General features: G+C 58.6%; 22 protein-coding genes. 9 read left to right on the plus strand and 13 right to left on the minus strand.

Annotated features, from left to right (window positions below; all coding sequences use genetic code 11):
- Positions 1-29 precede the first annotated feature (29 nt).
- From lpxK to AC2FIB_RS13510, 5 genes are all read right to left on the minus strand, one after another.
- Positions 30-1,028 carry a tetraacyldisaccharide 4'-kinase gene (gene lpxK, locus AC2FIB_RS13490; protein WP_496735606.1) on the minus strand — a complete coding sequence of 333 codons (999 nt, stop codon included), beginning with the start codon at positions 1,026-1,028 and terminating at the stop codon, positions 30-32.
- Entirely contained in the window at positions 1,015-2,250 is a 1,236-nt protein-coding gene (locus AC2FIB_RS13495; protein WP_496735608.1) for a 3-deoxy-D-manno-octulosonic acid transferase, read from the minus strand. Before AC2FIB_RS13495 ends, lpxK begins: the two co-directional genes overlap by 14 nt.
- Entirely contained in the window at positions 2,247-3,047 is an 801-nt protein-coding gene (locus AC2FIB_RS13500) for a 3'(2'),5'-bisphosphate nucleotidase CysQ (protein WP_496842248.1), read from the minus strand. The genes AC2FIB_RS13495 and AC2FIB_RS13500 overlap by 4 nt, the downstream gene beginning before the upstream one ends.
- Positions 3,034-4,380: a TldD/PmbA family protein gene (locus tag AC2FIB_RS13505; RefSeq protein ID WP_496735612.1), complete on the minus strand. Its 1,347-nt coding sequence runs from the start codon at positions 4,378-4,380 to the stop codon at positions 3,034-3,036. The genes AC2FIB_RS13500 and AC2FIB_RS13505 overlap by 14 nt, the downstream gene beginning before the upstream one ends.
- Before the next feature lie 175 nt (positions 4,381-4,555).
- Positions 4,556-6,079 (minus strand): DUF2125 domain-containing protein, encoded by a 1,524-nt coding sequence (locus AC2FIB_RS13510; RefSeq protein WP_496735614.1) that lies wholly within the window; start codon positions 6,077-6,079, stop codon positions 4,556-4,558.
- Positions 6,080-6,211: 132 nt separating this feature from the next.
- Here AC2FIB_RS13510 and AC2FIB_RS13515 point away from each other — a divergent pair, with 132 nt between their 5' ends.
- The 3 genes from AC2FIB_RS13515 to AC2FIB_RS13525 are packed head-to-tail and all read left to right on the plus strand — an operon-like array spanning position 6,212 to position 8,300.
- Positions 6,212-6,961, plus strand: coding sequence for an SDR family oxidoreductase (locus AC2FIB_RS13515; protein ID WP_496735734.1), 750 nt, complete (start codon positions 6,212-6,214; stop codon positions 6,959-6,961).
- Entirely contained in the window at positions 6,958-7,566 is a 609-nt protein-coding gene (locus tag AC2FIB_RS13520; protein WP_496735615.1) for an enoyl-CoA hydratase/isomerase family protein, read from the plus strand. The genes AC2FIB_RS13515 and AC2FIB_RS13520 overlap by 4 nt, the downstream gene beginning before the upstream one ends.
- A complete protein-coding gene (locus tag AC2FIB_RS13525; RefSeq protein WP_496735616.1) occupies positions 7,563-8,300 on the plus strand; it encodes a VOC family protein in 738 nt (245 codons plus the stop codon). Before AC2FIB_RS13520 ends, AC2FIB_RS13525 begins: the two co-directional genes overlap by 4 nt.
- Here the strand turns inward: AC2FIB_RS13525 and AC2FIB_RS13530 are convergent, their stop codons facing one another.
- Positions 8,301-8,597: a hypothetical protein gene (locus AC2FIB_RS13530; RefSeq protein WP_058272576.1), complete on the minus strand. Its 297-nt coding sequence runs from the start codon at positions 8,595-8,597 to the stop codon at positions 8,301-8,303.
- 48 nt (positions 8,598-8,645) lie between these two features.
- Here AC2FIB_RS13530 and AC2FIB_RS13535 point away from each other — a divergent pair, with 48 nt between their 5' ends.
- Complete coding sequence (locus tag AC2FIB_RS13535) at positions 8,646-9,830, plus strand: TIGR03862 family flavoprotein (RefSeq protein ID WP_496735617.1); 1,185 nt, start codon at positions 8,646-8,648, stop codon at positions 9,828-9,830.
- Here AC2FIB_RS13535 and holA read toward each other — a convergent pair.
- From holA to AC2FIB_RS13555, 4 genes are all read right to left on the minus strand, one after another.
- Positions 9,827-10,855, minus strand: coding sequence for a DNA polymerase III subunit delta (holA, locus tag AC2FIB_RS13540; protein WP_496735618.1), 1,029 nt, complete (start codon positions 10,853-10,855; stop codon positions 9,827-9,829). The two genes, AC2FIB_RS13535 and holA, sit on opposite strands and share 4 nt — an antisense overlap.
- Positions 10,852-11,343 (minus strand): LPS assembly lipoprotein LptE, encoded by a 492-nt coding sequence (gene lptE, locus AC2FIB_RS13545; protein WP_496735620.1) that lies wholly within the window; start codon positions 11,341-11,343, stop codon positions 10,852-10,854. Before lptE ends, holA begins: the two co-directional genes overlap by 4 nt.
- On the minus strand, positions 11,330-13,882 hold the full coding sequence (leuS, locus tag AC2FIB_RS13550) for a leucine--tRNA ligase (RefSeq protein WP_496842249.1): 2,553 nt from the start codon (positions 13,880-13,882) through the stop codon (positions 11,330-11,332). The genes lptE and leuS overlap by 14 nt, the downstream gene beginning before the upstream one ends.
- A 72-nt stretch (positions 13,883-13,954) precedes the next feature.
- Entirely contained in the window at positions 13,955-14,443 is a 489-nt protein-coding gene (locus tag AC2FIB_RS13555) for a DUF3576 domain-containing protein (protein WP_496842250.1), read from the minus strand.
- 283 nt (positions 14,444-14,726) lie between these two features.
- On the opposite strand from AC2FIB_RS13555, the gene AC2FIB_RS13560 reads away from it, so the two are divergent.
- Both AC2FIB_RS13560 and AC2FIB_RS13565 read left to right on the plus strand, forming a co-directional pair.
- A complete protein-coding gene (locus tag AC2FIB_RS13560; protein ID WP_496842251.1) occupies positions 14,727-15,752 on the plus strand; it encodes a porin in 1,026 nt (341 codons plus the stop codon).
- 101 nt (positions 15,753-15,853) lie between these two features.
- The gene (locus tag AC2FIB_RS13565; protein ID WP_496842252.1) at positions 15,854-16,513 is read left to right on the plus strand and encodes a YggS family pyridoxal phosphate-dependent enzyme; all 660 of its coding nucleotides are present in this window, start codon (positions 15,854-15,856) and stop codon (positions 16,511-16,513) included.
- Here AC2FIB_RS13565 and AC2FIB_RS13570 read toward each other — a convergent pair.
- Both AC2FIB_RS13570 and ribA read right to left on the minus strand, forming a co-directional pair.
- Entirely contained in the window at positions 16,497-16,997 is a 501-nt protein-coding gene (locus tag AC2FIB_RS13570; RefSeq protein ID WP_496842253.1) for a L,D-transpeptidase family protein, read from the minus strand. The two genes, AC2FIB_RS13565 and AC2FIB_RS13570, sit on opposite strands and share 17 nt — an antisense overlap.
- On the minus strand, positions 16,994-18,088 hold the full coding sequence (gene ribA, locus AC2FIB_RS13575; RefSeq protein ID WP_058272568.1) for a GTP cyclohydrolase II: 1,095 nt from the start codon (positions 18,086-18,088) through the stop codon (positions 16,994-16,996). Before ribA ends, AC2FIB_RS13570 begins: the two co-directional genes overlap by 4 nt.
- Before the next feature lie 161 nt (positions 18,089-18,249).
- Between ribA and AC2FIB_RS13580 the strand changes: the two genes are divergently transcribed.
- Entirely contained in the window at positions 18,250-18,936 is a 687-nt protein-coding gene (locus tag AC2FIB_RS13580; RefSeq protein WP_058272567.1) for a response regulator transcription factor, read from the plus strand.
- Between the two features lie 179 nt (positions 18,937-19,115).
- Here the strand turns inward: AC2FIB_RS13580 and AC2FIB_RS13585 are convergent, their stop codons facing one another.
- Positions 19,116-19,454, minus strand: coding sequence for a GNAT family N-acetyltransferase (locus tag AC2FIB_RS13585; protein ID WP_496735629.1), 339 nt, complete (start codon positions 19,452-19,454; stop codon positions 19,116-19,118).
- Between the two features lie 336 nt (positions 19,455-19,790).
- On the opposite strand from AC2FIB_RS13585, the gene AC2FIB_RS13590 reads away from it, so the two are divergent.
- Together AC2FIB_RS13590 and trxA are read left to right on the plus strand one after the other, a co-directional pair.
- Positions 19,791-20,579, plus strand: a complete 789-nt coding sequence (locus AC2FIB_RS13590) for an exodeoxyribonuclease III (protein ID WP_496735631.1) — start codon at positions 19,791-19,793, stop codon at positions 20,577-20,579.
- Between the two features lie 76 nt (positions 20,580-20,655).
- Complete coding sequence (gene trxA / locus AC2FIB_RS13595) at positions 20,656-21,573, plus strand: thioredoxin (RefSeq protein WP_496735633.1); 918 nt, start codon at positions 20,656-20,658, stop codon at positions 21,571-21,573.
- Position 21,574: the final 1 nt, after the last annotated feature.

Below are 21,574 nucleotides of genomic sequence, written 5' to 3' on the forward strand. Positions count from 1 at the left end.
CGACCGGCTCAATCCGGGCCGGTCGTCCTTCAGGGCGACGGGGCGACCTGCAAAATCATCTGCCTGACCTTGTCCGCCTCATCGACCTTCAGACGAACCGGAAGCGTGATGACCTTGCTGCGAAATGTAGCGGGCAGGCGAACGGCGTCTTTTTCCGTGGTGACCATTTGCGCGCGCAACAAGCGGGCTTCGTTTTCAAGACGGGTCATAAGGGCGGGTGTCAGCGGCTGGTGATCATCCAATGCCTCGGCCCGTAGCAAGGTCGCGCCTTGTTGGCGCAAAGTGGCAAAGAACTTTTCGGGGTGTCCGATTCCTGCAAAGGCGAGAACGGGCGTATCGCTCCAATCCATGCCGGTTTGCAGCGGCTCAACCGCGCCGGTCGCATGTGGGACGGACAGTTTTTTCCCCCAGCGTTCGGCAAACTCGATTTGGGCATCAGCTTCGCCAAGGGACAGCACCAGATCAGCGCGCTGTAACCCGACTTCCACCGGTTCCCTGAGGGGGCCAGCCGGTAAGCACAGTCCATTTCCGAACCCGCGTGCCGCGTCCACCACAATGACCGAGAAATCCTTGGCCACCGAGGGGTTTTGAAAGCCGTCGTCAAGCACGATGACTGTGGCACCCGCCGCTGCGGCTGCCTTTGCTCCAGCGGCGCGGTCTTTGGCGACCCAGACATCGGCAAAAGCCGCCAGCAACAGGGGCTCATCCCCGACCTGCGCCGCGGTATGCTTGCCGGGGTCCACGCGCACCGGCCCTTCGAGCGAACCGCCATGGCCGCGCGTGACCACATGTGTCTCATGCCAGGCATCGCGCAATTGCTCGATCATCCAGATCACGGTTGGGGTCTTGCCAGTGCCACCCGCGTTCAGGTTGCCAATGCAAATGACAGGAACGCCTGGGTTAATACCGGGTTCCGAGGCGACCCGACGCGCCGTTGCCCCGGCATAGAGCTGCCCAAGCGGTGCCAGCATGCGAGCGCGCAAATCCAGCCGATCCGGGGCGGTATTCCAGAAATCAGGTGCTCGCATCGTCTGCACTCCGCTGATCCAGGTAGTCCTGAATCATGTCGATCAGGTGATCCGCTTGCGGCGCACCTTCGGTTACGATCTGCCACCCGGCCAGCGCCATATTGGCGGCCTGATCCGGTGCCAACAGTTCCACCACTGCATCGCCCAGCTCGGTGGCGGATCTGACGGTGCGCGCGGCCCCCGCCCGGTCTAGCTGATCGTATAACTGTTGTTGGCTTTGCACAAACGGGCCGTGGATCACGGCGGAGCCCAGCGCTGTGGCGACGAGCGGGTCTGCGCCTCCGGCACCGCGTTCCAGCGAGCTGCCCATGAAGGTCACCGGCGATACACGGTGCCACAGGCCCAAATCCTCGGGCACGGCGGACAGTATCACCTGAGTCATGTCCTCGATCGTCCCGCTTTCATCCCAGTTGGTGCAGCGCAGATCCATCGCCTCAAGCCGCCGGTGCAGCGGCCCGGCTTCTGTAATGTCGGCCACTTGCAATACCAATGCCAAACGCGGCAGCATGCGCATTGCCTGTCTATGGGCGCTGAGGACCGAGATGAATTCTTTGTCCTGGACCCACGCCGCCAACCAGACCGGTCGGCCAGACAGCGCATGGTTCACTTCGATCAGCTCGTCCTCGGGCCATGGGCGCGGGTTTGGGCTGACATGTAGGGGCGGTGCCTCTTGCACCTTGTTCGAAGCGATGCCCAATCGCCGAATTTGGCGGGCGATTTCCGGTGTCGTACATAGGATCGTCTGAAAACAGTCAATCGTGTATCTTGTGATATCGGGCAGCCAACGGCCGCCGCGCGCGATTTTCACGTCCGCCTGTGCTTCGATCAACATCATGGGAATCCCATGTTCCTCGGCGCGTGTGATCAGGTTGGGCATCAGGCCGCCCCCGACCCAAATTCCGATATCCGGCTGCCAATGGTCCAGAAACGCGCGCGCCGCCCCGGTTTGTTCGGTGGGCAGGTTGACCAGAGGGTATCCGCTGCTGGCCCATCTTGATAGATCTGCATCGGGTGGCGCGGTCAGAACCATCGACAGATTGGGGCGCGTCTGCTGCAACCGCTGGCAAAAATCAACAATAGCGCGGTGACGTTCCCACGCATTTATGTGCAACCACAGAACCTCGCCCTCGGGGCGCGCAATATCGCCGTTGCTGGCGGTATTCTGCATACCCCAGGACAGCACGCGATAGGCGGCAAGGCTTAACGAGCGTGGCTTGCTCATGGTGCGATTCCAGGGCTTTCCGGTTCGAGTTGTTCCGACAGTAGCCCATAAACACCTGAACCTGCAGCGATCACACCGTTCAGACGCGGAATTGCGTTGTTGAACCGCAGCGGCAGCCCCGCGCGGTCCGAACACCGGCCGAGGGCTTCGCGTATTATCAGATCACCTGCGGCGATGTCCCATTCCCAGCTGGGCCTGAGGGTCATCATCCCGTCAAATCGACCTTGTGCAACAAGGGCCATGCGATAGGCCAGAGATGGCCGGTAGTTCCGTTTGAACTCGGGTACCTGCCCCTGACGCCAGTGTTGCGGCTGGATGTTGGGTTTCGCGGCCAACACCTCGGCGCTTTCCAACACACCGAGTTCGCTGACCCGGATCTTTTCGGCATTGAGCGTAGCGCCCTGACCTTTTGCTGCGGCGTATAGCAGGTTTCGCAGCGGCAGGTAGATCACAGCGGCCGTCACTTCGCCCTGTTCGGCGATGGCCAATGAATGGGCCCAGGTCCGCGAGCCTTCGGCAAAGCTGCGGGTGCCGTCGATGGGATCAATGATGAAAACACGGTCTTTCGACAGCCTGTCAGCTGAATCCTCGGTCTCTTCGCTCAACCAGCCATACCCCGGACGCGCTGCGGGCAGCATTTGCTCAAGCATCGCGTTCACGGCCAGATCAGCTTCGGTTACCGGGCCGGCCCCGTCGGGTTTATCCCAGCGTTGCGCCGTGGTCCCCGAAAACCGAGTGGCGATCTTTCCGGCCTCCAATGCGGCGTCAATCAGCAGTTGCAGGTCAGTTGCCGGCAAGTGTCATTCCTTCGATCAGGACCGATGGCACCACGCGGGACAAATACGTGCGTGCGTCATTTGCCGGAATAATCCGTTTCAGCATGTCACGCAGATTGCCAGCGATCGTGCATTCGTTGACGGGGTGGGTGATTTCCCCGTTTTCGACCCAATAGCCTGATGCCCCACGTGAGTAGTCGCCGGTATTGGGGTTGATCGTCGATCCGATCATCGAGGTCACCAGCAGGCCGGTTCCCATGTCACGCAGCAGATCGTCCCGGCTGTGCGTGCCTTGGGTCAAGCTCAGGTTCCAGTTGCTGGGCGACGGCGGGCCAGACACGCCACGCGCCGCATTTCCGGTCGAAGCCATGCCCAATTTCCGTGCGCTGGCCAAATCCAGTGTCCAACCAGTCAGCACTCCGTTTTCAACGACGGCCCTTCGCTGTGTTGGCAATCCTTCGGCGTCAAACGGACGAGAGCCCGAGATACGTGGGCGGTGCGGGTCTTCGATAAGCGACAAGTGTTCAGGCAACACCTGCTCTCCCAGACTGTCCTTCAGCCATGACGCACCACGAGCAATGGCGGCGCCGTTGCTGGCGGCCAACAGATGACCGATCAGCGAAGACGAGATCCGCTCGTCAAACAGAACAGGGAACTTGCCTGTCGCGGGCTTTTGTGCCCCAATCAGAGCAACGGCGCGTTCGCCTGCTGTGCGGCCAATTTCACCGGGGCTGCGCAGGTCGTTTTGAAACGTTCGGCTGTCGCCGTCGTAATCACGCTCCATCCCCGTGCCTTCGCCAGAGATGGCCACGCAAGAGGTCGAGCGGCTGCTGCGAGAATACCCGCCGGAAAAGCCATTTGTGGCGGCCAGATGCACGCGGTGGGTGCCATAGGCGGCCGCAGCGTCCGATACCTGGGACACACCCTGAATTGCCAAAGCGGCAGCTTCGGCAGCCAGTGCATCCTGCAAAAGCGCATCCGCCGATGGCTCGGGCGTCGGGTCGAATTGTTCCAGTGCCGCGATATCCCAGTCTTTTGCAAGCTGGTCGGGCGTGGCCAACCCTGTAAAAGGATCTTCCGGAGCTTCGATTGCCATGGCCACTGCACGTTGCGCCATCGCCGTCAGTGTTTCGGGGCGACTGTCCGAACTTGAGACGATCGCCTGCCGCTTGCCCAGAAACACACGCAGTCCCAGGTCGGTGCCTTCGGACCGTTCCGCGTGCTCCAGCGCGCCACTGCGGACTTCAACCGATACCGATGAGCCATCCAGAACGATGGCATCCGCCGCTTCAGCTCCGGCTTTGCGGGCCGCGTCCAGCAGGTTATGGCTGATTTCTTCTGGTGTGCGGGTCATGAGGCCTCCGGTCTGTGTGCATTCGACCTAGCCTTGGACCGCCGGTCTCGCAAGGCCTGCGGCTATTTTAGGTTGAGCAAACTATTGAAATGGAATTCGGCACGATGCGCCCGGTGCCGGAGTTCGCACCACGGGCGAAGGTTTGGGAAGGCAGCGGTGCCGCCTTCCCGAAGTGTTACTTGATACGCTGGCCGTTCGCCAGAATCTGACCATCCGCAGTGAATTCGATTTCCGAACTCAGCGTGTCGGGCTCGTCACCCGGTACGGCCATCAGACCCATCATCATCCGAGCGCCCATTGCATCGCTGTCCGACACCAGCCCCATCTCGATCAACTTGTCGATCAGGGCGTTGGCACCATTCAGTTTCAGCTTGGCAACGCCGGTCGGCGTGGGCATTCCGTCGAACTCTGAGACGTTGGAGTTGTCGAAGGTGAAATCGCCTTCACCGGTCAGCTTGGCTCCGACCAGAGACACCAGCAGTTCGTTGATCTTCAGTGAGTGTAATTCGCCCGGTGCTGCGTCAGATGTATCCAGGTTTTCGACTGCGGTAGGATCAAAGATGTTCAACAGAACCTTGGCGGTCCCGGTCGTGTCCAGCGCAATCGTCGCCGGGTCGCGCGGCAGGGCGCCTGCTGGGTCGAACATGCTCCACAGGATATCCGACATGGTGAAGTCGGTCAGGTTCATGGCGAATCCAAACGGTTGGATTTCCTCGGATTTCTGCACCGGGATTTCAAACTTGAACCCGGCGTTCTCCATCGCGATTTCAATCGGGAAGGGCAGGTCGGCGGTCGTCACTGCGACTTTCGCGCTGTTCTGCTCGATGTCATAGGCAAGACGCTCGGCGTCGATGCTGGCGCCAAATTTACCACCTTGGGATTCGCTTCCGACCGAGAATGCCTCGCCTTCGCTGGTCCCTGCAATCGCGTTCTGGCCGGATCCGTAGGTGAACAGCCCCGAGAACGAGAAGCCCGCCTTATAGAAGGCCTGCGGGTCCGAGATGTCGAATTCGGATGGGATAACGTTTGTGCCTTCAAACGCCAGCTGGCTCATCGAGCCGTCTACCTTGGCCGTGTCGCCGCTGTCCGGGTCCTGGAACGCCATATCATAGGTCATCCCACCCGCGGTGAATTTCTGATCAATGTCACGGTTTTCGCCGATTTTCATGACCGAGCTGCCAGCCAGATCTGTCATGTTCAGGCTGAGCGCCAACGCATCAGCGGGCATCTTTTCGCCGTCCACATTCAGACCATCCAGCTTGATGCCTATCGTGTCGGCCGAATAGTCGTAAGTCATTTCGTCGGGCGAGCCTGAAACGATCAGGTTCATCTCGCTCTGCGAATAATCGACATTGACCGAGAACTTTTCGCCGTCCCCCTCTCCGGAAATCGTCATCGGAAAATTCTCGGGGAAACCAATACTCACCGTACCGTCGCCATTTTCCGTCAGGGTCATTTCTGGAACGACCATCTGAAAAGTTGCCTCTTCTTCCGGTAAGTCCATAGACATGGCCATGTTGGCAATCGTCGTGACATTTCCTGCAACGGTTTCGTCGCCCGAAACGGTGTACCCCATCTGTCCCAGATAGGTTTTCCAGTCATTCCAGACATCCTGTGAGGTCAGGTCGGCAAGTGCACCTTGTGTGATAACGGCATAAGCCAAAACAGCACCGCAACTGCGGCGAAGGAAAACGGACATTACAGTACCCTTCTAGATAATTTTGCGGGCATCGTCGTGTTTGTGGCGTCGGGCGTCAAGGGGCAAGGACTGGACCCTTTACCCTTTCGCGCGGTAAGCAATCACACAATTTCAAACCGATAGAGGTAGAGGATCCAAATGCAGGGGAAAACCGTACTGATAACCGGGGCCAGCCGCGGCATCGGGGCAGAGGCAGGGCGCGTTTTTGCCGCAGCAGGCGCAAACGTGGCGCTGGTCGCGCGCAGTCGCGATCAGATCGCCGCATTGGCATCTGCGCTGGGCGAAAATGTGATCGCGCTGGAATGTGACGTCAGTGATTTTGCGCAGGTCGAACAGGCTGTGGCAGATTGCGTCGACCGCTTTGGCGGATTGGATGTCCTGATCGGGAATGCCGGTGTCATCGATCCGATCTTCCATCTTTCGAACGCGGATGTTGCGGCTTGGGACAAGGCGATCGATATCAACCTCAAAGGTGTATTCTACGGAATGCGCGCGGCCTTGCCCATTATGCGGGCGGCGGGCGGGGGCACAGTGTTGACCGTATCATCCGGCGCGGCCTCGAACCCGATCGAAGCCTGGAGCCATTACTGCGCATCCAAGGCTGGTGCCAAGATGCTGACGGAATGCCTGCACCTTGAGGAATCGATACACGGCATCCGCGCCATGGGTCTGTCACCGGGAACCGTGGCGACCGACATGCAGCGGGTCATCAAAACCAGCGGCATCAACGCTGTCAGTCAGTTGGACTGGAGCGATCACATTCCTGCAGACTGGCCGGCGAAGGCGCTGCTGTGGATGTGTACCGCAGACGCGGATGAATTTATGGGAACCGAAATTTCGCTGCGGCGTGAAGATATTCGACAAAGGGTTGGGCTGACGTGATCGAATTAAACAAAGAAGACGACTTGTGGATTGTCACCCTGAACAACCCGGGCAAAGCCAATGCGCTGACAGGGGCGATGCTGACTGAGCTGGCCGAGATTGCCGAAGCCGCCACCGAGGCGCGCGCGTTGATTCTGACCGGGACGGGCAGTGTGTTCAGTGCCGGGGCCGATCTGGCCGAGGCGCGCGCTGGGCTTGCAACCTCGGACGTATGGGAGCGTTTGTCGGGCGCAATCGCTGCCCTGCCATGCCTGACCGTTGCTGCTTTGAATGGCACTTTGGCCGGCGGCGCGAACGGGATGGTGCTCGCCTGTGACATTCGAATTGCGGTCCCGTCCGCCAAGTTTTTTTATCCTGTGATGAAGCTGGGCTTTCTGCCGCAACCGTCCGATCCTGTGCGCATGTCGGCGCTGATAGGGCCGTCACGCACCAAGTTGGTCCTGATGGCCGGGCAAAAGATCACCGCGGATGAGGCCTATGCCTTTGGCTTGGTGGATCGGGTGGTGGCACCGGATGACCTGATGCAAACTGCGCGCGAGCTGGTCGCTGACAGCGTCGCCGCCGATCCAAGGATCGCGGCAGGAATCGCTGGGCTGTGCGCATGAGGCTATCTGGTTTGCGACTGCGCGTCGCTGATCCCGAAAAGTTGAGTGATTTCTATGCGAACGTCCTTGGTATGTCAGTTCGGGACCAGGGTTTGTGCCTTCGCATGGGTTATCCCGGGCAAGACGCCGATTTGTTGCTGATGCCCGGCGGCGGGGGCTACACCCATGACACAGGCCAACGCTATTGGAAAATCGGCATAACCGTACCGGATGTCGATCTGGCCGCAGCATTCCTGCGTGAAAAGGGAATAGAGGTTTCGGTCCCGAAGCAGTTTCTGGACATCGGGTATATGTGCCATCTCAAAGACCCCGAAGGATTTGTGATCGAACTGCTTCAGCATGATTTCGAAGGCAACCGGCCTCCAAACGCAGCAGATCCGAGCGATCCGTTTGCGCAGGCTTGTATCGGCCAGATCACCCTGCGAACCGGAAATATAGCAGCAGAGGATGCATTTTGCCGCGCAAACGGTATGCGTTTGCTTTCGGTGCAAGACATTGATCAATACGGCTTTGATCTGCATTTTTACGCGTTTACCGACGATGTTCCGCCACACGCTGACTTGTGGGCAGTGGAAAACCGCGAGTGGCTATGGAAACGCCCCTACACAACGTTGGAGTTCCAACACGTCGAAGGCGTCAGGTTCGCCAATGTGCCCAATTATCGCGGTTTGGAGTTTCAGGGGCTTGCCGCGCCGACGCGGGACGCGTTTGGCGACCCGGTTAATCCCGGCTGATCAACGACCTCGACGCTTGCCCGGAACTTTCGAGCGAAAGCCGGGCGGGCGTTTGCGAACCCAATTCAGGAATTTCTCCAGCCTCGGATGGGCGCGCAGGGCCTCGACGCTGTTGAATTCACGGGCCAATTCCGCCTCGGTCAGGGTCGCATGCACCTCTTTATGGCAGATCTGGTGCAGCAGGACGGTGGGTCCGCCCTTGCCCCCTTTGAGTTTTGGGATCAGATGGTGCAGGCTTCCGCCCCCATCCGGGATCGGGCGGTTGCAGAGCGGGCAGATCGGATCGCTGTTCGTCATGACGAGGGTAAGGTTGCGTCAGGTGGCGCGAAAGGCAAGAGGGCAGGGATGGCACAGGCACTGGTGATCGGCGGCGGACCCGCAGGCCTGATGGCGGCCGAGGAAATGGCCAAAGCCGGGCATTCCGTTGTGGTGGCCGAGGCCAAGCCTTCGGTGGCGCGAAAATTCCTGATGGCCGGGAAGTCCGGGCTGAATCTGACCAAGGACGAGCCGCTTGAGACTTTGCTGGGATCCTATGGTGAGGCCGCGACCTGGCTGGGACCGATGATTGCCGAATTCGATGCCTCGGACGTGCAAACATGGGCGCAAGGGTTGGGGCAAGAGTTGTTCACGGGCTCGACCGGGCGAGTGTTTCCGACGTCGATGAAGGCCTCTCCGCTGTTGCGGGCGTGGCTGGCACGGCTGGCAGAGGCTGGCGTGCAGATCAGAACACGTTGGCGGTGGGTTGGCTGGGATGGTGCCCAAGCCGTATTCGACACGGATGATGGCAGGAAGAACCTGTACCCCGATGTGACTGTTCTTGCGCTGGGTGGGGCAAGCTGGTCGCGGTTGGGATCAGACGGAGCTTGGGCATCGGTGCTGACGGGTAGAGGCGTGCCCCTCACACCTTTCGCACCCGCGAACTCAGCCATTTCCGTGGAATGGAGCCCCCATATGCAGCCGCATTTTGGTGCGGCATTAAAGTCTGTGCGGTGGAGGGCTGGAGAGTTTGAAAGCCGGGGCGAGGCTACGGTGTCGGCGACAGGGTTGGAAGGGGGCGGATTGTACTCACTGACCCCGGCCTTGCGTGACAGAGCACCGCTTTTTGTTGATTTGGTTCCGGATTTGGATGCCGATACGTTGCGTAGCCGGTTTGCGTCAAAGAAATCGAAAACGACCCTGTCCCAGTGGCTGAAGAAATCTCTTCACCTGTCTTCGCAAAAGGTTGCCCTGTTTCATGAAATGTCCAAGCGCGACGGCCAGACCCAGTCGCTAGACGTGAGCGAGATCAAGCATCTGCAGATCAAACACTCTGGCCTGCGCCCGATGGACGAGGCCATCTCCACGGCAGGCGGCGTACCACGTGCGGCGCTTAATGAGGGGCTCATGCTGACTGCATGTCCCGGAGTGTTTTGCGCGGGCGAGATGCTGGATTGGGAGGCCCCGACCGGGGGGTACCTTCTAACAGCCTGCCTGGCGACCGGCCGTTGGGCTGGGCGTTCGGCGGCATATTGGTTGGATCAAAGCGGTTAGCGGGTCCGCGCCAGCATCGCCAAACGGATCATGGCACGTTCGACCAATGCCATGGCCGGTGCCGTTTGCCCGGCCGAGCGCAGCGACAGGTCCGTATCTGTCAGAACCGTCAACGCAGTTTGCAATTTTGGCGCACCCCACCCTTGGGCCTGACGCAGAATGCGGTCGCGCCGTTTCCCATAAACCGGGGGGCGCAGCTTTCCGATGCCCTGTGCTGCTCCGCCCGGATCGGATGCGCATGCATACAAAGTGCGGAAGTGCCTTGTCGCGCCGATGCACAGGCTGACCGCATTGGTTCCCTGTGATTGCAAACGTCGGATCAGCGGGCCGATTTCACCCGCGCGACCATCGGCAACCACGTTCAGCACATCGTCCAGGGCGGCCTCAGTCGAGCGGGGCGCGCAGGCTTCGACGTCTTCAATGGTCAGGTCGGAGCTGTCACCGCGCTTGTAAAGCGACAGTTTCTCGATCGTTTGGGTAAAGTCACCGGGGCTTATACCGGTTGCCAGCTCAGCAATCGCGGCCATCGAATCGCGTGGAATGTTCTGCAAACCGGCCTCAGAAAGTACTCGTTCGACTTCGGCCCTGGATGGTGGGTCGTCATAGATGCCCACCGCATAGGCCGAGCGGTGCGATTCGAACGCTTTGCGAATCTTGGAACTGGCTTTGAGCTGCCCGGCGGTGACGATGATCTGGGCATCGCCAGCCACCCAATCTTCCAGCGCGGCAAGGATTGCGGGAGCGGCGGTGTCGGTTGTGTCTTCGACGAATACAGCGCGTGGCCCGGGAAAGAACCCGACCGCCTTGACCGCGTCCAGCAACAAGGCCGGATCGCCACGCAGATCGCTTCCGGGTAGGCGGGTCAACCGCATCTCTTCTTCGGCATTGGCGCCCAGCAGAGCGGCCAAAACCTGTTGCCGCTTTAGCGCTACACGCATCGCATCCGCACCGTAGATCAACAGCCCGGTCTTGTCCGCGTCGGGTCTCGAGAAATATCCCTCGGCCTCGCGCGGGCTCAGCTTCATGCGGACAGGTCCGGCGTGGCGTACAGCCGACTGATGATCTGATCGGACAGAATCACCATCAGGCGCTGCGTTGCATCCCGCTCATCAGCCAGGGTGGATACGGTGGAACCGGCAGCCGAATACCCCACGAAGTCCGTCACCGAGCCCGAGGCAAGAACTTGCCCCGTCGCTTTAGATCTAAGCGAATAGTTGGCAGTCCCGTTGATGATAAGACGGTTGGTTTCGTTCGTTGAGGTGATCGAAGCCGCCACCGTCCGGGTCCGGACGGACACATCCAGACTATATTCACTGCCGGATGTTGAACTACGGCCAAGCTTTTGTTCCAGATCTTCGACCAGAAGAAAGCTGGTGACCGTATTTGGTGCAGACACTTCTACGCGACCAAAAAGGGCCGAGCCCGATCCGCCCGGGGCGTACACAGGTTCGAAACCGCAGGCAGCAAGGGCCAGCGGTATCAGCAACAAGGTTCTGCGGTTAAACGACGACATTCACGATCCGGCCCGGTACAACGATTACTTTCTTGGGTGTAGCGCCATCCAGCGCCTTTTGCACAGCTTCGGTGCTCAGCGCGATTTTTTCAACCTCGTCCTTGGACAAATCCTTGGCCACGCTGATTTCCGCGCGGCGCTTGCCGTTGATCTGGATCGGCAGGGTGACGGTGTCGTCCACCAGCATAGCTGCATCCGCAACAGGCCATGGTGCCGTGGCAACCAGTCCTTCGCCTCCCAGCAGCTGCCAAAGCTCCTCGGACAGGTGTGGGGTCATCGGCGACATCAGCTGTGCCAGCGTTTTGGCGGCCTCGCGCTTGGCTGCGGTGCCCGCCTTGGATTTGGCCAGCGTGTTGGTGAAAGCATAAAGCTTGGCGATTGAGGCGTTGAAGCCGAAAGATTCGACGCCGCCTGTGACGTCATGGATGGCTTTGTGCATCTCGCGCAGCAGGGTTTCATCCTCGGCATTGGCCGGAACATCCGATTCGGTGATTTCCGTCGCGATCCGATGCACACGGCTGAGGTGCTTGAACGCAGCCTCGGCCCCGGATGCGGTCCATTCGACATCCCGTTCAGGCGGCGAATCGGACAGGACGAACCAACGCGCGGTATCCGCGCCGAAGGCCGAGATGATGCTGACCGGGTCGACCACGTTCTTCTTTGATTTCGACATTTTGGCCGAAGGGATAATCTCAACATCGGTGCCGTCGGCCAGTTTTCCGTCGGTTACATCTTCGGGCAGGTGATAAACCGGACGGCCATTGGCGTCGCGAGTCTGATAGATCTCATGCGTGACCATGCCCTGCGTGAACAGTGCATTGAACGGTTCGATGGCTTTCTTCGGCAGGTGCCCCGTGATGTTCATCGCCCGCGCGAAGAAGCGCGAATAGAGCAGGTGCAGAATCGCGTGCTCGATACCGCCGATATACTGGTCGACATTCATCCAGTATTCGGCCTCGGCCAGATCGGTGGGCGTGTCAGCACGCGGCGCGGTGAAACGGGCAAAATACCACGACGAATCGACAAAGGTGTCCATCGTATCGGTTTCACGCTTGGCAGGCGCGCCGCAAAACGGGCAAGGGGTGTCACGCCAATTGGCATGGCGGTCCAGCGGGTTGCCGGGGATCGAGAAGTCGATGGGTTTGCCGTTGCCATCGTCGTAAGGCAATTCGATCGGCAGATTCTCTTTCTTCTCAGGCACGGTGCCACATTTATCGCAATGCACGACCGGAATCGGGCAACCCCAATAGCGTTGACGGCTCAGACCCCAATCGCGCAGGCGATATTTGGTGACGCCTTCACCCCAACCTGCTTTTTCCGCGAAATCGACGGTGGCATTGATCGCCTCGTCACCTGTGGCCTCTGTCAGACCAGCAAAATGGTTCACCCAGCGGACTTTTTCAGTTTTGGGCGGTACAAAGGCGATCTTGTCGACTGGTGTGTCATCATCCAGGGCAAAGAAGGTATCGACCACCGGCAGGCCGTATTTGCGGCAGAAGTCGAGGTCGCGCTGATCATGCGCCGGGCAGGCAAAGATCGCGCCGGTGCCGTAATCCATCAGGATGAAATTTGCGATCCAGACCGGCAGTTCCCAGTTCGGGTCCAGCGGGTGTTTGACCTTGATGCCAGTGTCATAACCCAGCTTTTCGGCGGTCTCGATGGCCTCTTCCGTTGTTCCGCCCTTGCGGCATTCGGAAACGAATTCAGCAACTTCCGGGTTTTCGGCCTCAAGCTGCTTGGCAATCGGGTGATCCGGCGAAATACCAACAAAGGACGCGCCCAACAGCGTATCGGGCCGAGTCGTATAGACGGTGATGGGCTCGCCACCATCAGTACGTTCGAAGCCAAATTGAAGGCCGCGCGACTTGCCGATCCAGTTTTCCTGCATCAGCCGCACTTTGGCAGGCCAGTTCTCCAGCGTATCAAGCGCATCCAGCAATTCTTCGGAATAGTCCGAGATTTTGAAGAACCACTGGGTCAGCTCGCGCCGTTCCACCAGCGCGCCCGAGCGCCAGCCACGTCCATTTTCCACCTGTTCATTGGCCAGAACGGTCATGTCGACCGGGTCCCAGTTCACCACGGCGTTCTTGCGGTAAACCAACCCGGTGTCGAGCATATCGAGGAACAAAGCCTGCTGCTGGCCATAATATTCGGGGTCACAGGTGGCGAATTCGCGGGACCAGTCTATCGACAGGCCCAGTGGCTTCATCTGTCCGCGCATGTCGGCGATGTTGCTATAGGTCCAGTCTTTCGGGTGGCCGCCAATGGCCATGGCGGCATTCTCTGCGGGCATCCCGAAGGCATCCCAGCCCATCGGGTGCAGAACGTTATGGCCGGTAGCCAGCTTGTGTCGCGCGATCACGTCACCCATCGTGTAGTTGCGCACATGACCCATATGGATTCGCCCTGACGGGTAGGGGAACATCTCAAGCACGTAATATTTCGGCTTGTCCGCCTTATGGTCGGCGGTGAAGATCCCGGCCTTGTCCCAGGCCTCTTGCCATTTTTCTTCGATTTCGGTGGCCGAGTAGCGCGACATTGTGCGGTCCTTCGTGAATGAAAACGCCGGGCGTGAGCCCGGCGTGGTAATATTGTGATTTTCGGCGGGTGGCTAGAGTTTGTTGTCCGCAATGCGCAACTGGCGTGCGCGATTCAGGATCGCATCCTCGACCGCCCGGGCTGTTGCAGCGCTGACCGGAGCGCCCCCGCTGGTCTGCAGTGCCACCGAAAGCGACCGCGCCGCCAGGGCCGGGTCACTTATATGCACGGTCGCGCGATAAGAACGTCCGCCACCAGGAGGCGTGCCGTAACCTGTTACGATCACGCCGGTAAATGGATCAACTTCCTGAATTGGGAGGAAATTCAACACATCCAGTGATGCCGCCCACAAATACCGGTTCACATTGACGATCTGTTCGGCATTCCCGCGGTTGAACACGTCCCAGATTGTCGTGCGTTCTGGATCGTTCAGCTCTCGTTCTTCTGTGCGTGTGCTATCTGTATACAGCAACGCGGGATTCGGAGCCGCACTCTGATTCTGTCCGCAGGCCGACACGGCAGCAGTCATTATGATCAAAACGAAAATCGTCTGCAGGCGCATTGTCGACTGGTCCTGTTTCACTTGGTCTACTTGGTTAAGTGTTACTCCTAGACAAGGTCCAGTTCAGCAACAACCCTATTCTTATTACACATGTCAGTGTGGCCGGTAGTTTAATCCCCAAATATCGACTGTGGCATCCTTGCACCAATTTGGGGTCAATGCGCCCTTCACATTTAAGGCAAGCTTGCGTGAAGGGGGCAATTCGAGCGAAACGGTTCCCGTGCTGAGACATGTGCTGAGGCATGTGTCGAGTAGAAAAACTTTTGAAACCGAGGGAAACAAGATGAAAAAAGTTCTCTTCGCATCGACCGCTCTGATCGCAACCGCAAGTGTTGCAGCGGCCGACGTTAAATTCAGCGGCTACGGTCGTTTTGGTATTGGCTACCTTGAAGACCGTACCGGTACTGTTAACAACTTCACCACGGACGCAAACGGCGACATCATCGCTGATGGCACCGCAGATGTCGAAACCGACAGCACCATCCTGGTCTCGCGCTTCCGTCTGAACATCGACGGCACCGCAGAAACCGATGGCGGCGTTGAGTTCTCGGCTCGTGTTCGTCTGCAAGCTGACGAAAATGCCGGCAACGGCGAAGCCAACTCGGCTGGCCTGAACGGCGCACGCTTCTCGGTCATCTACGGTGGTCTGCGTGTTGACGCGGGCAACGTTGCGGGTGCCTTTGACAACCTGGCGAACTACTACGGTAACGAGCCTGGTCTGGAATCCTTCATCGGTCAGTACTCGGGCGTTGACTACAGCTTCCTGGGTTACTCGTCGACCGGTTCGGGTTCGAACGCTGTGTTCTTCCAGTACGCAGTTGGCGATTTCGCATTCGGCGCGTCATATGATCAAGCAACTGTTGCTCTGGACGGTGTTCCGCAGGACGCAGACCGCTGGGACATCAGCGCAACCTACAGCTTCGCCAACGTTACCGCTGCACTGGCCTATGGTCAGACCAAGGCGAACGTGAACAGCAGCAGCGAAAAGCAGTCGCTGACCGTTCTGACCCTGGGTGCAGAATTTGGTGACTTCTCGGGTACTCTGTTTGTAGCTGACGATGACGTTGTAAACGCCGATCGCAACGGCACCGCATACGGTCTGTCGCTGGCCTACAACTTGGGCGCGGCAACCACTCTGACCGCCGCTTACGGTGACGGTTCGGCGGATGACGACCTGCAGCAGTATGGTATCGGCGTTAAGTACGACCTGGGCGGCGGTGCATCGCTGCGCGGTGGTCTGGGCCAACAGAAGCGTGGCGACGGCGAGAGCCAAGTACGTGCCGACTTCGGTGCTCAGTTCAACTTCTAAGTTGAGCTAAACCACAAAGTTTAAGGGCAGGTCTTCGGACCTGCCCTTTTCTTTTGCGCGGACTTGGTGTTTTCCTGCCCCAAAGCAGAGAGAGGAAATCCATGTCGCTGCACGACATCACTACCCGCATCGCCAAGGCCGAATCCGCCGCCGGACGACTTGCGGGATCGACAAAGCTGATTGCGGTTTCAAAGGTCCAGCCGAATGAACGTGTTGAGGCCGTGCTGAGCCAAGGCCACCGCTGTTTTGGGGAAAACCGCGTGCAGGAAGCGGCCGAAAAATGGCCGGGCTTTAAAGAGAAATTCTCAGAGATTGACCTGCATCTGATCGGACCGCTGCAAACCAACAAGGCCCGGCAGGCAATGGAGCTGTTCAACGCGATTCATTCGGTGGATCGGCCCAAGCTGGCGAAAACACTTGCGCGGTTGGCGCAAGAGCTTGGCCACTGCCCTGATGTTTTCATCCAGGTCAACACCGGAGAAGAAGAGCAGAAAGCGGGGATCATGCCGGTTGAGGCAGATGCCTTCATCGCCGAGTGTCGCCGACTGGATTTGCCGGTTCAGGGTCTGATGGCAATCCCGCCGGTTGAAGAGGAACCCTCGCTGCATTTTGCGTTGCTGGCCAAGATCGCCGAACGCAACGGGTTACAGGGCTTGTCGATGGGGATGAGCGGTGATTTCGAGCAGGCGATTGCACTGGGCGCCACCCATGTGCGTGTGGGGTCCGCCATCTTTGGCGAGCGGGTCAAACCTGCGGGATAATCAGACGCGTTCCGGGGGAAATTCTACGCGCGATCCAATGCAGATGGTCGCGGCGAAACGCAACGCAGCCTTCGGTTGGGTAGCCGGGGCGTCTCCACTGGTGAAGGAAAATGGCGGAACCGCGGCCCGGCACAGAGTTCGGCCAGTTCCAGTCGGTGATCAGAACAAGATCGTACAGGGGGTCCGCGCGCCGCATCTTTTCATGGCTGGGCGCGTAGGGCGCGCTGACCATCTGGTTGTACTGACTGTCCGCGCTATCATCGGACCAAAGATCTCCGGGGCCTATTGGGATGGCCCATGCGGTCGGAGCTGTGAGCCTGTCCGGCCGAAACAGCATACCGACAATATGGTGTACCCCGATCGGTGTTGCCCCATCGCCTTCGCGCTTGTCATCTGTCAGGCCGCCTTTTCCGACCGAACAGGGAAAGAGTCGACCGGCAAACCGGACGCCGCGTGGCGTAAGCACCAGATCTTCAGGGGTCACAGCAGATGGCCTGACTTCGCGGCTTTGGTCGCCAGATATCCCCGATTATGGGCTGTTTCACCCACTTTCAGCGGCACTCTTTCAGTCACGGCGATGCCCGTCTTTTCCATCATCGCGATTTTCGCCGGGTTGTTTGTCAGTAACCGAACCGACGAAAATCCAAGTTCTTTCAGAATGTCCGAACCCAGTCGGAAATCACGTTCATCATCTTCGAATCCCAATCGGTGATTGGCCTCGACCGTGTCAAATCCCTGATCCTGTAGGAAATAGGCCCGCATCTTGTTGGCAAGGCCGATGCCGCGTCCTTCTTGATTGAGGTACAGCAACACGCCAGCACCTTCGGAGCCCATCTGGGCAAGCGCACCACGCAGCTGGGGTCCGCAATCGCATTTCAAGCTGCCCATCAGATCGCCAGTGAAACAGGCCGAATGCAACCGGGCCAAAACTGGCTTGCTTCGGTCCGGACGCCCAATTTCCACGGCATAATGCTCTTCTCCGCCATCTTCGGGGCGGAAAACGTGCAGCCGACCGGCCTCGGACACTTCCATCGGCAGGCGCGCGGCGGCAATCGCGTGCAGGGCGCTTCGATCTGCCAGATGCGGCGCAGCGCGGGTATGGTCGATGCAGGTCAGGCCATGTGCCACCGCAAAATCGCGACCGTCATCAATTGGAACCACCACGGCGGCCGGCAAGAGGCGTGCGGACTTCGTCAAAGCGATGGCAATTCGGTGCAGGTTTGCGCTACCCTGACGCTCGGACATCAGAGGGCCTTTCATCGGGGTATTTAGATCATCCGAGGGGTCTGCGACCGCCTGAACCCATGCGATGTCGGTGTCCGATGGGATGATTACCCGTGCGAGGTCGCCATCATAGGCGCGTGCCTTCAGCGTTTCTGCGCGTCTTACGGTGATCGCGACCACAGGCTGACCTTCGAAGTTCCGAAGGTCGGCCAGCCGTTGTGCGCTTAATGTCTCAGACGCTATCGCTATGACGCTGAACCCGCTGTCATCAGTCAATACGACGGGAACGCCCATACGCAGATCCGCGCGGGCCCGTGCCAGCAATTCCGAGATATCGGGGATAAGACTCATCTGTGTTACCCTATAACGTGTTGGTCTTCGTCTAACCCGAACAGAAGAAAAAGTGAAACAATTCCTCTGCGTCAGACACGAGGGCGTGAGACCGTTGCAGTAAATCTTGTTGATTGCATCTTCCGCACGCAAATGGTGGAAAAGGCTTAGGAGGACCGGACATGGCTCAGCTCAAGAAAATCCTGCTGGTGGATGACGATGAAGATCTACGCGAAGCGCTCAGCGAGCAACTCGTGATGACCGAGGATTTTGACGTGTTCGAAGCGGCAGACGGTCAATCCGCCATGGAGCGTGCACGCGAGGCGATTTACGATCTGGTCATTCTGGACGTCGGTCTGCCGGATACGGACGGTCGTGAGCTGTGCCGTCTGATGCGCAAACAAGGCGTCAAAAGCCCGATCCTGATGCTGACCGGCCATGACAGCGACGCAGATACCATTCTGGGTTTGGATGCCGGTGCCAATGATTACGTCTCTAAGCCGTTCAAATTTCCGGTCTTGCTGGCCCGCATCCGCGCGCAGTTGCGCCAGCATGAACAATCCGAAGACGCGGTCTTTGTGTTGGGGCCGTATACCTTTAAGCCGGCGATGAAGATGTTGATCACCGAAGAGGATCGCAAGATCCGCCTGACCGAGAAAGAAACCAACATTCTCAAGTTCCTATACCGCTCGGCAGATGGCGTGGTCGCCCGCGACGTCCTGCTGCACGAGGTCTGGGGTTATAACGCTGGTGTCACCACACATACGCTGGAAACCCACATCTATCGTCTGCGCCAAAAGATCGAACCCGATCCATCGAACGCGCGCCTTTTGGTCACAGAATCGGGCGGATATCGCTTGGTCTCGTAACTCCGGGTGGATTGACGTGGATCAAAGTGATACTCTGGATGTGTAATTAGAGTACTCCCAACCCGCGCATGTCCGGGTTATGACATGCACCTCCCTGTTGGACTGCCGGGCCTTATGGCCCGGCTTTTTTTGTAGACGGTGGGGATTTGAAGTCCGCTTTGAGCCCTTTGTGTGCGTCACTATTGGGCGAGGCGCAGCCGAAAAAAGTAGTCATTGCGTGACTTGCCATCTATCCGAACGCCGTCGAGATGGGTCGCTATTTTTTCAAATCCGTGCCGCTCATAAAAACCAATTGCTCGGTAGTTTTCAGTATCAACAAATAGTTCCAGTTGCTCGACCTTTGACAAGAGAGCCTCGCCTATCACCCCACTGATAAGTGCGTCTGCAGCGCCAATGCCATGGTAAAGAGGGCTCACATAGAAGGGTCCAAGTTCGGCGCGATGGCGCGTTTGTTCCAGCGTTTCGGGGCGGTAACCGCAGAAACCAATTAACTTTTCTCCGTCGAATACTCCGCGCATAGTACCCGTCCTTAAAATATTCCTGGCGCGGTCTATACTCGTTCGTAGCGCCTCTTCCTCAGTAATCAAAAAACCTAAAGGGAATCCACACACGCCCTCCAATCTGAGCGAGAGCCATACTTCCGCGAAGTAGGCATTCAAAGTTTGGAATGAAAATACCATGGAGTATCACAGCCTAAGTTTATGAACCGAATATCTTTCAACCTTAGAGTAGCAATCAGTGTTCTGCATTCAAGGGCGGCTTAGTCCGCTTAGCTGCTCTTCCTCGATCGTTTCCTATAGCACCCTATCCCTCACCACGCTAACCTCCGCCCAACCGCGACAGAGGAATCCCCCATGCCCTTTACTCTTGCTACCTGGAACATCAACTCGGTCCGCCTGCGCGAGCCTATCGTGCTGAAATTGCTGCAGGAAGAGGCACCGGACATTCTGTGTTTGCAAGAATGCAAGTCGCCGGTTGAGAAGATCCCAACCGACGGATTTGCCGAACTGGGGTACACCCACATGGTTGCGAGGGGCCAGAAGGGGTATAACGGCGTCGCCATCCTTTCGCGCCTGCCGATGGAAGAAGTCGGTGACAAGGATTTTGCATGTCTCGGCCACGCGCGCCACATCGCTGGGCGATTGGAAAACGGTGTCACCATTCACAACTTCTATGTCCCGGCCGGTGGCGACATCCCAGACCGAGAAAAGAACGAGAAGTTTGGGCAGAAGCTCGACTACCTCACAGATATGCGCGACTGGTTCCATGCCGAAAAGCCCGAAAAGTCCATTCTGGTTGGCGATCTGAATATCGCCCCGCGCGAGGATGACGTCTGGTCGCATAAGCAACTTCTCAAGGTTGTCTCACACACGCCGATCGAGGTTGAGGCGCTGGCCGAAACGCAGGACGCAGGCGGATGGGTGGACATTACCCGTCAGGACATCCCCGACGGGCAGCTATACAGTTGGTGGTCCTACCGGGCCCGCGATTGGGACGCAGCCGACAAGGGGCGGCGTCTGGATCATGTCTGGGCCACGCCGGATATTTCCAACGCAGGCCACTCAAGCCGCGTGCTGCGCGATGCGCGCGGGTGGGAAAAACCCAGCGACCACGCACCAGTCTTTGCGACATTCGACCTTTGACCCCGCAACTCTCCCCTTGGTTTCTGCCCATTGCAGTTGCATATAGGGGCCAAATTCGAACGAAAGAGTGAATGCCATGGACCTTCTGAACGCCGCAGCCGGACCCGATACCGCCGATCTGATCAAGGACGGATCCGAGGCCACCTTTATGGCCGATGTTGTCGAGGCCTCGCAGGAAACCCCTGTGATCGTGGATTTCTGGGCCCCATGGTGTGGTCCGTGCAAAACGCTTGGGCCGCTGTTGGAAGAGGCTGTGACCGCCGCCAAAGGGGCGGTGAAGATGGTCAAGATCAATGTGGATGAGGCACAGATGATCGCCTCGCAAATGCGCGTTCAGTCGATCCCGACCGTATACGCGTTCTACAAAGGTCAACCGGTCGACGGGTTTCAGGGTGCCGTTCCAGGGTCCGAGATCAAGGCGTTTGTGGACCGGGTGATTGAGGCCGCAGGTGGTGAAAGCCCCGGTGGGCAGCTGGATGACGCTGTTCTGGCCGCCGAAGAAATGCTGGCCGAAGGTGCAGCTGTGGATGCCGCACAGACCTTCTCCGCTATTCTGGGAGAAGACCCAAACCACGCCGCCGCTTATGGCGGTCTGGTGCGCGCTCATATTGCAGCAGGCGATCTGGAGCAGGCCGAGGCCATTTTGAACGGCGCACCCGCAGAGATTTCAACCTCGGCCGAGGTTGAGGCCGCCCATGCCCAACTGGAGCTGGCGAAACAGGCTGCCGATGCTGGTCCTGTGGGTGAACTAAAAGCAGCGGTTGAGGCAGATGCCGACAACCATCAGGCGCGGTTCGATCTTGCACAGGCGCTGCACGCCAGTGGTGAAGTTGAAGAGGCTGTAGCGCAATTGCTGGAACTGTTCCGCCGCGACCGCGAGTGGGATGACGGTGCCGCAAAGGCGCAGCTTTTCACAATTTTCGACGCGCTGAAGCCCAATGATCCGATTGTTCTGAACGGGCGGCGCAAACTCAGTTCGATGATATTTGCCTAAA

The organism is Ruegeria sp. YTSA072, assembly GCF_059610285.1.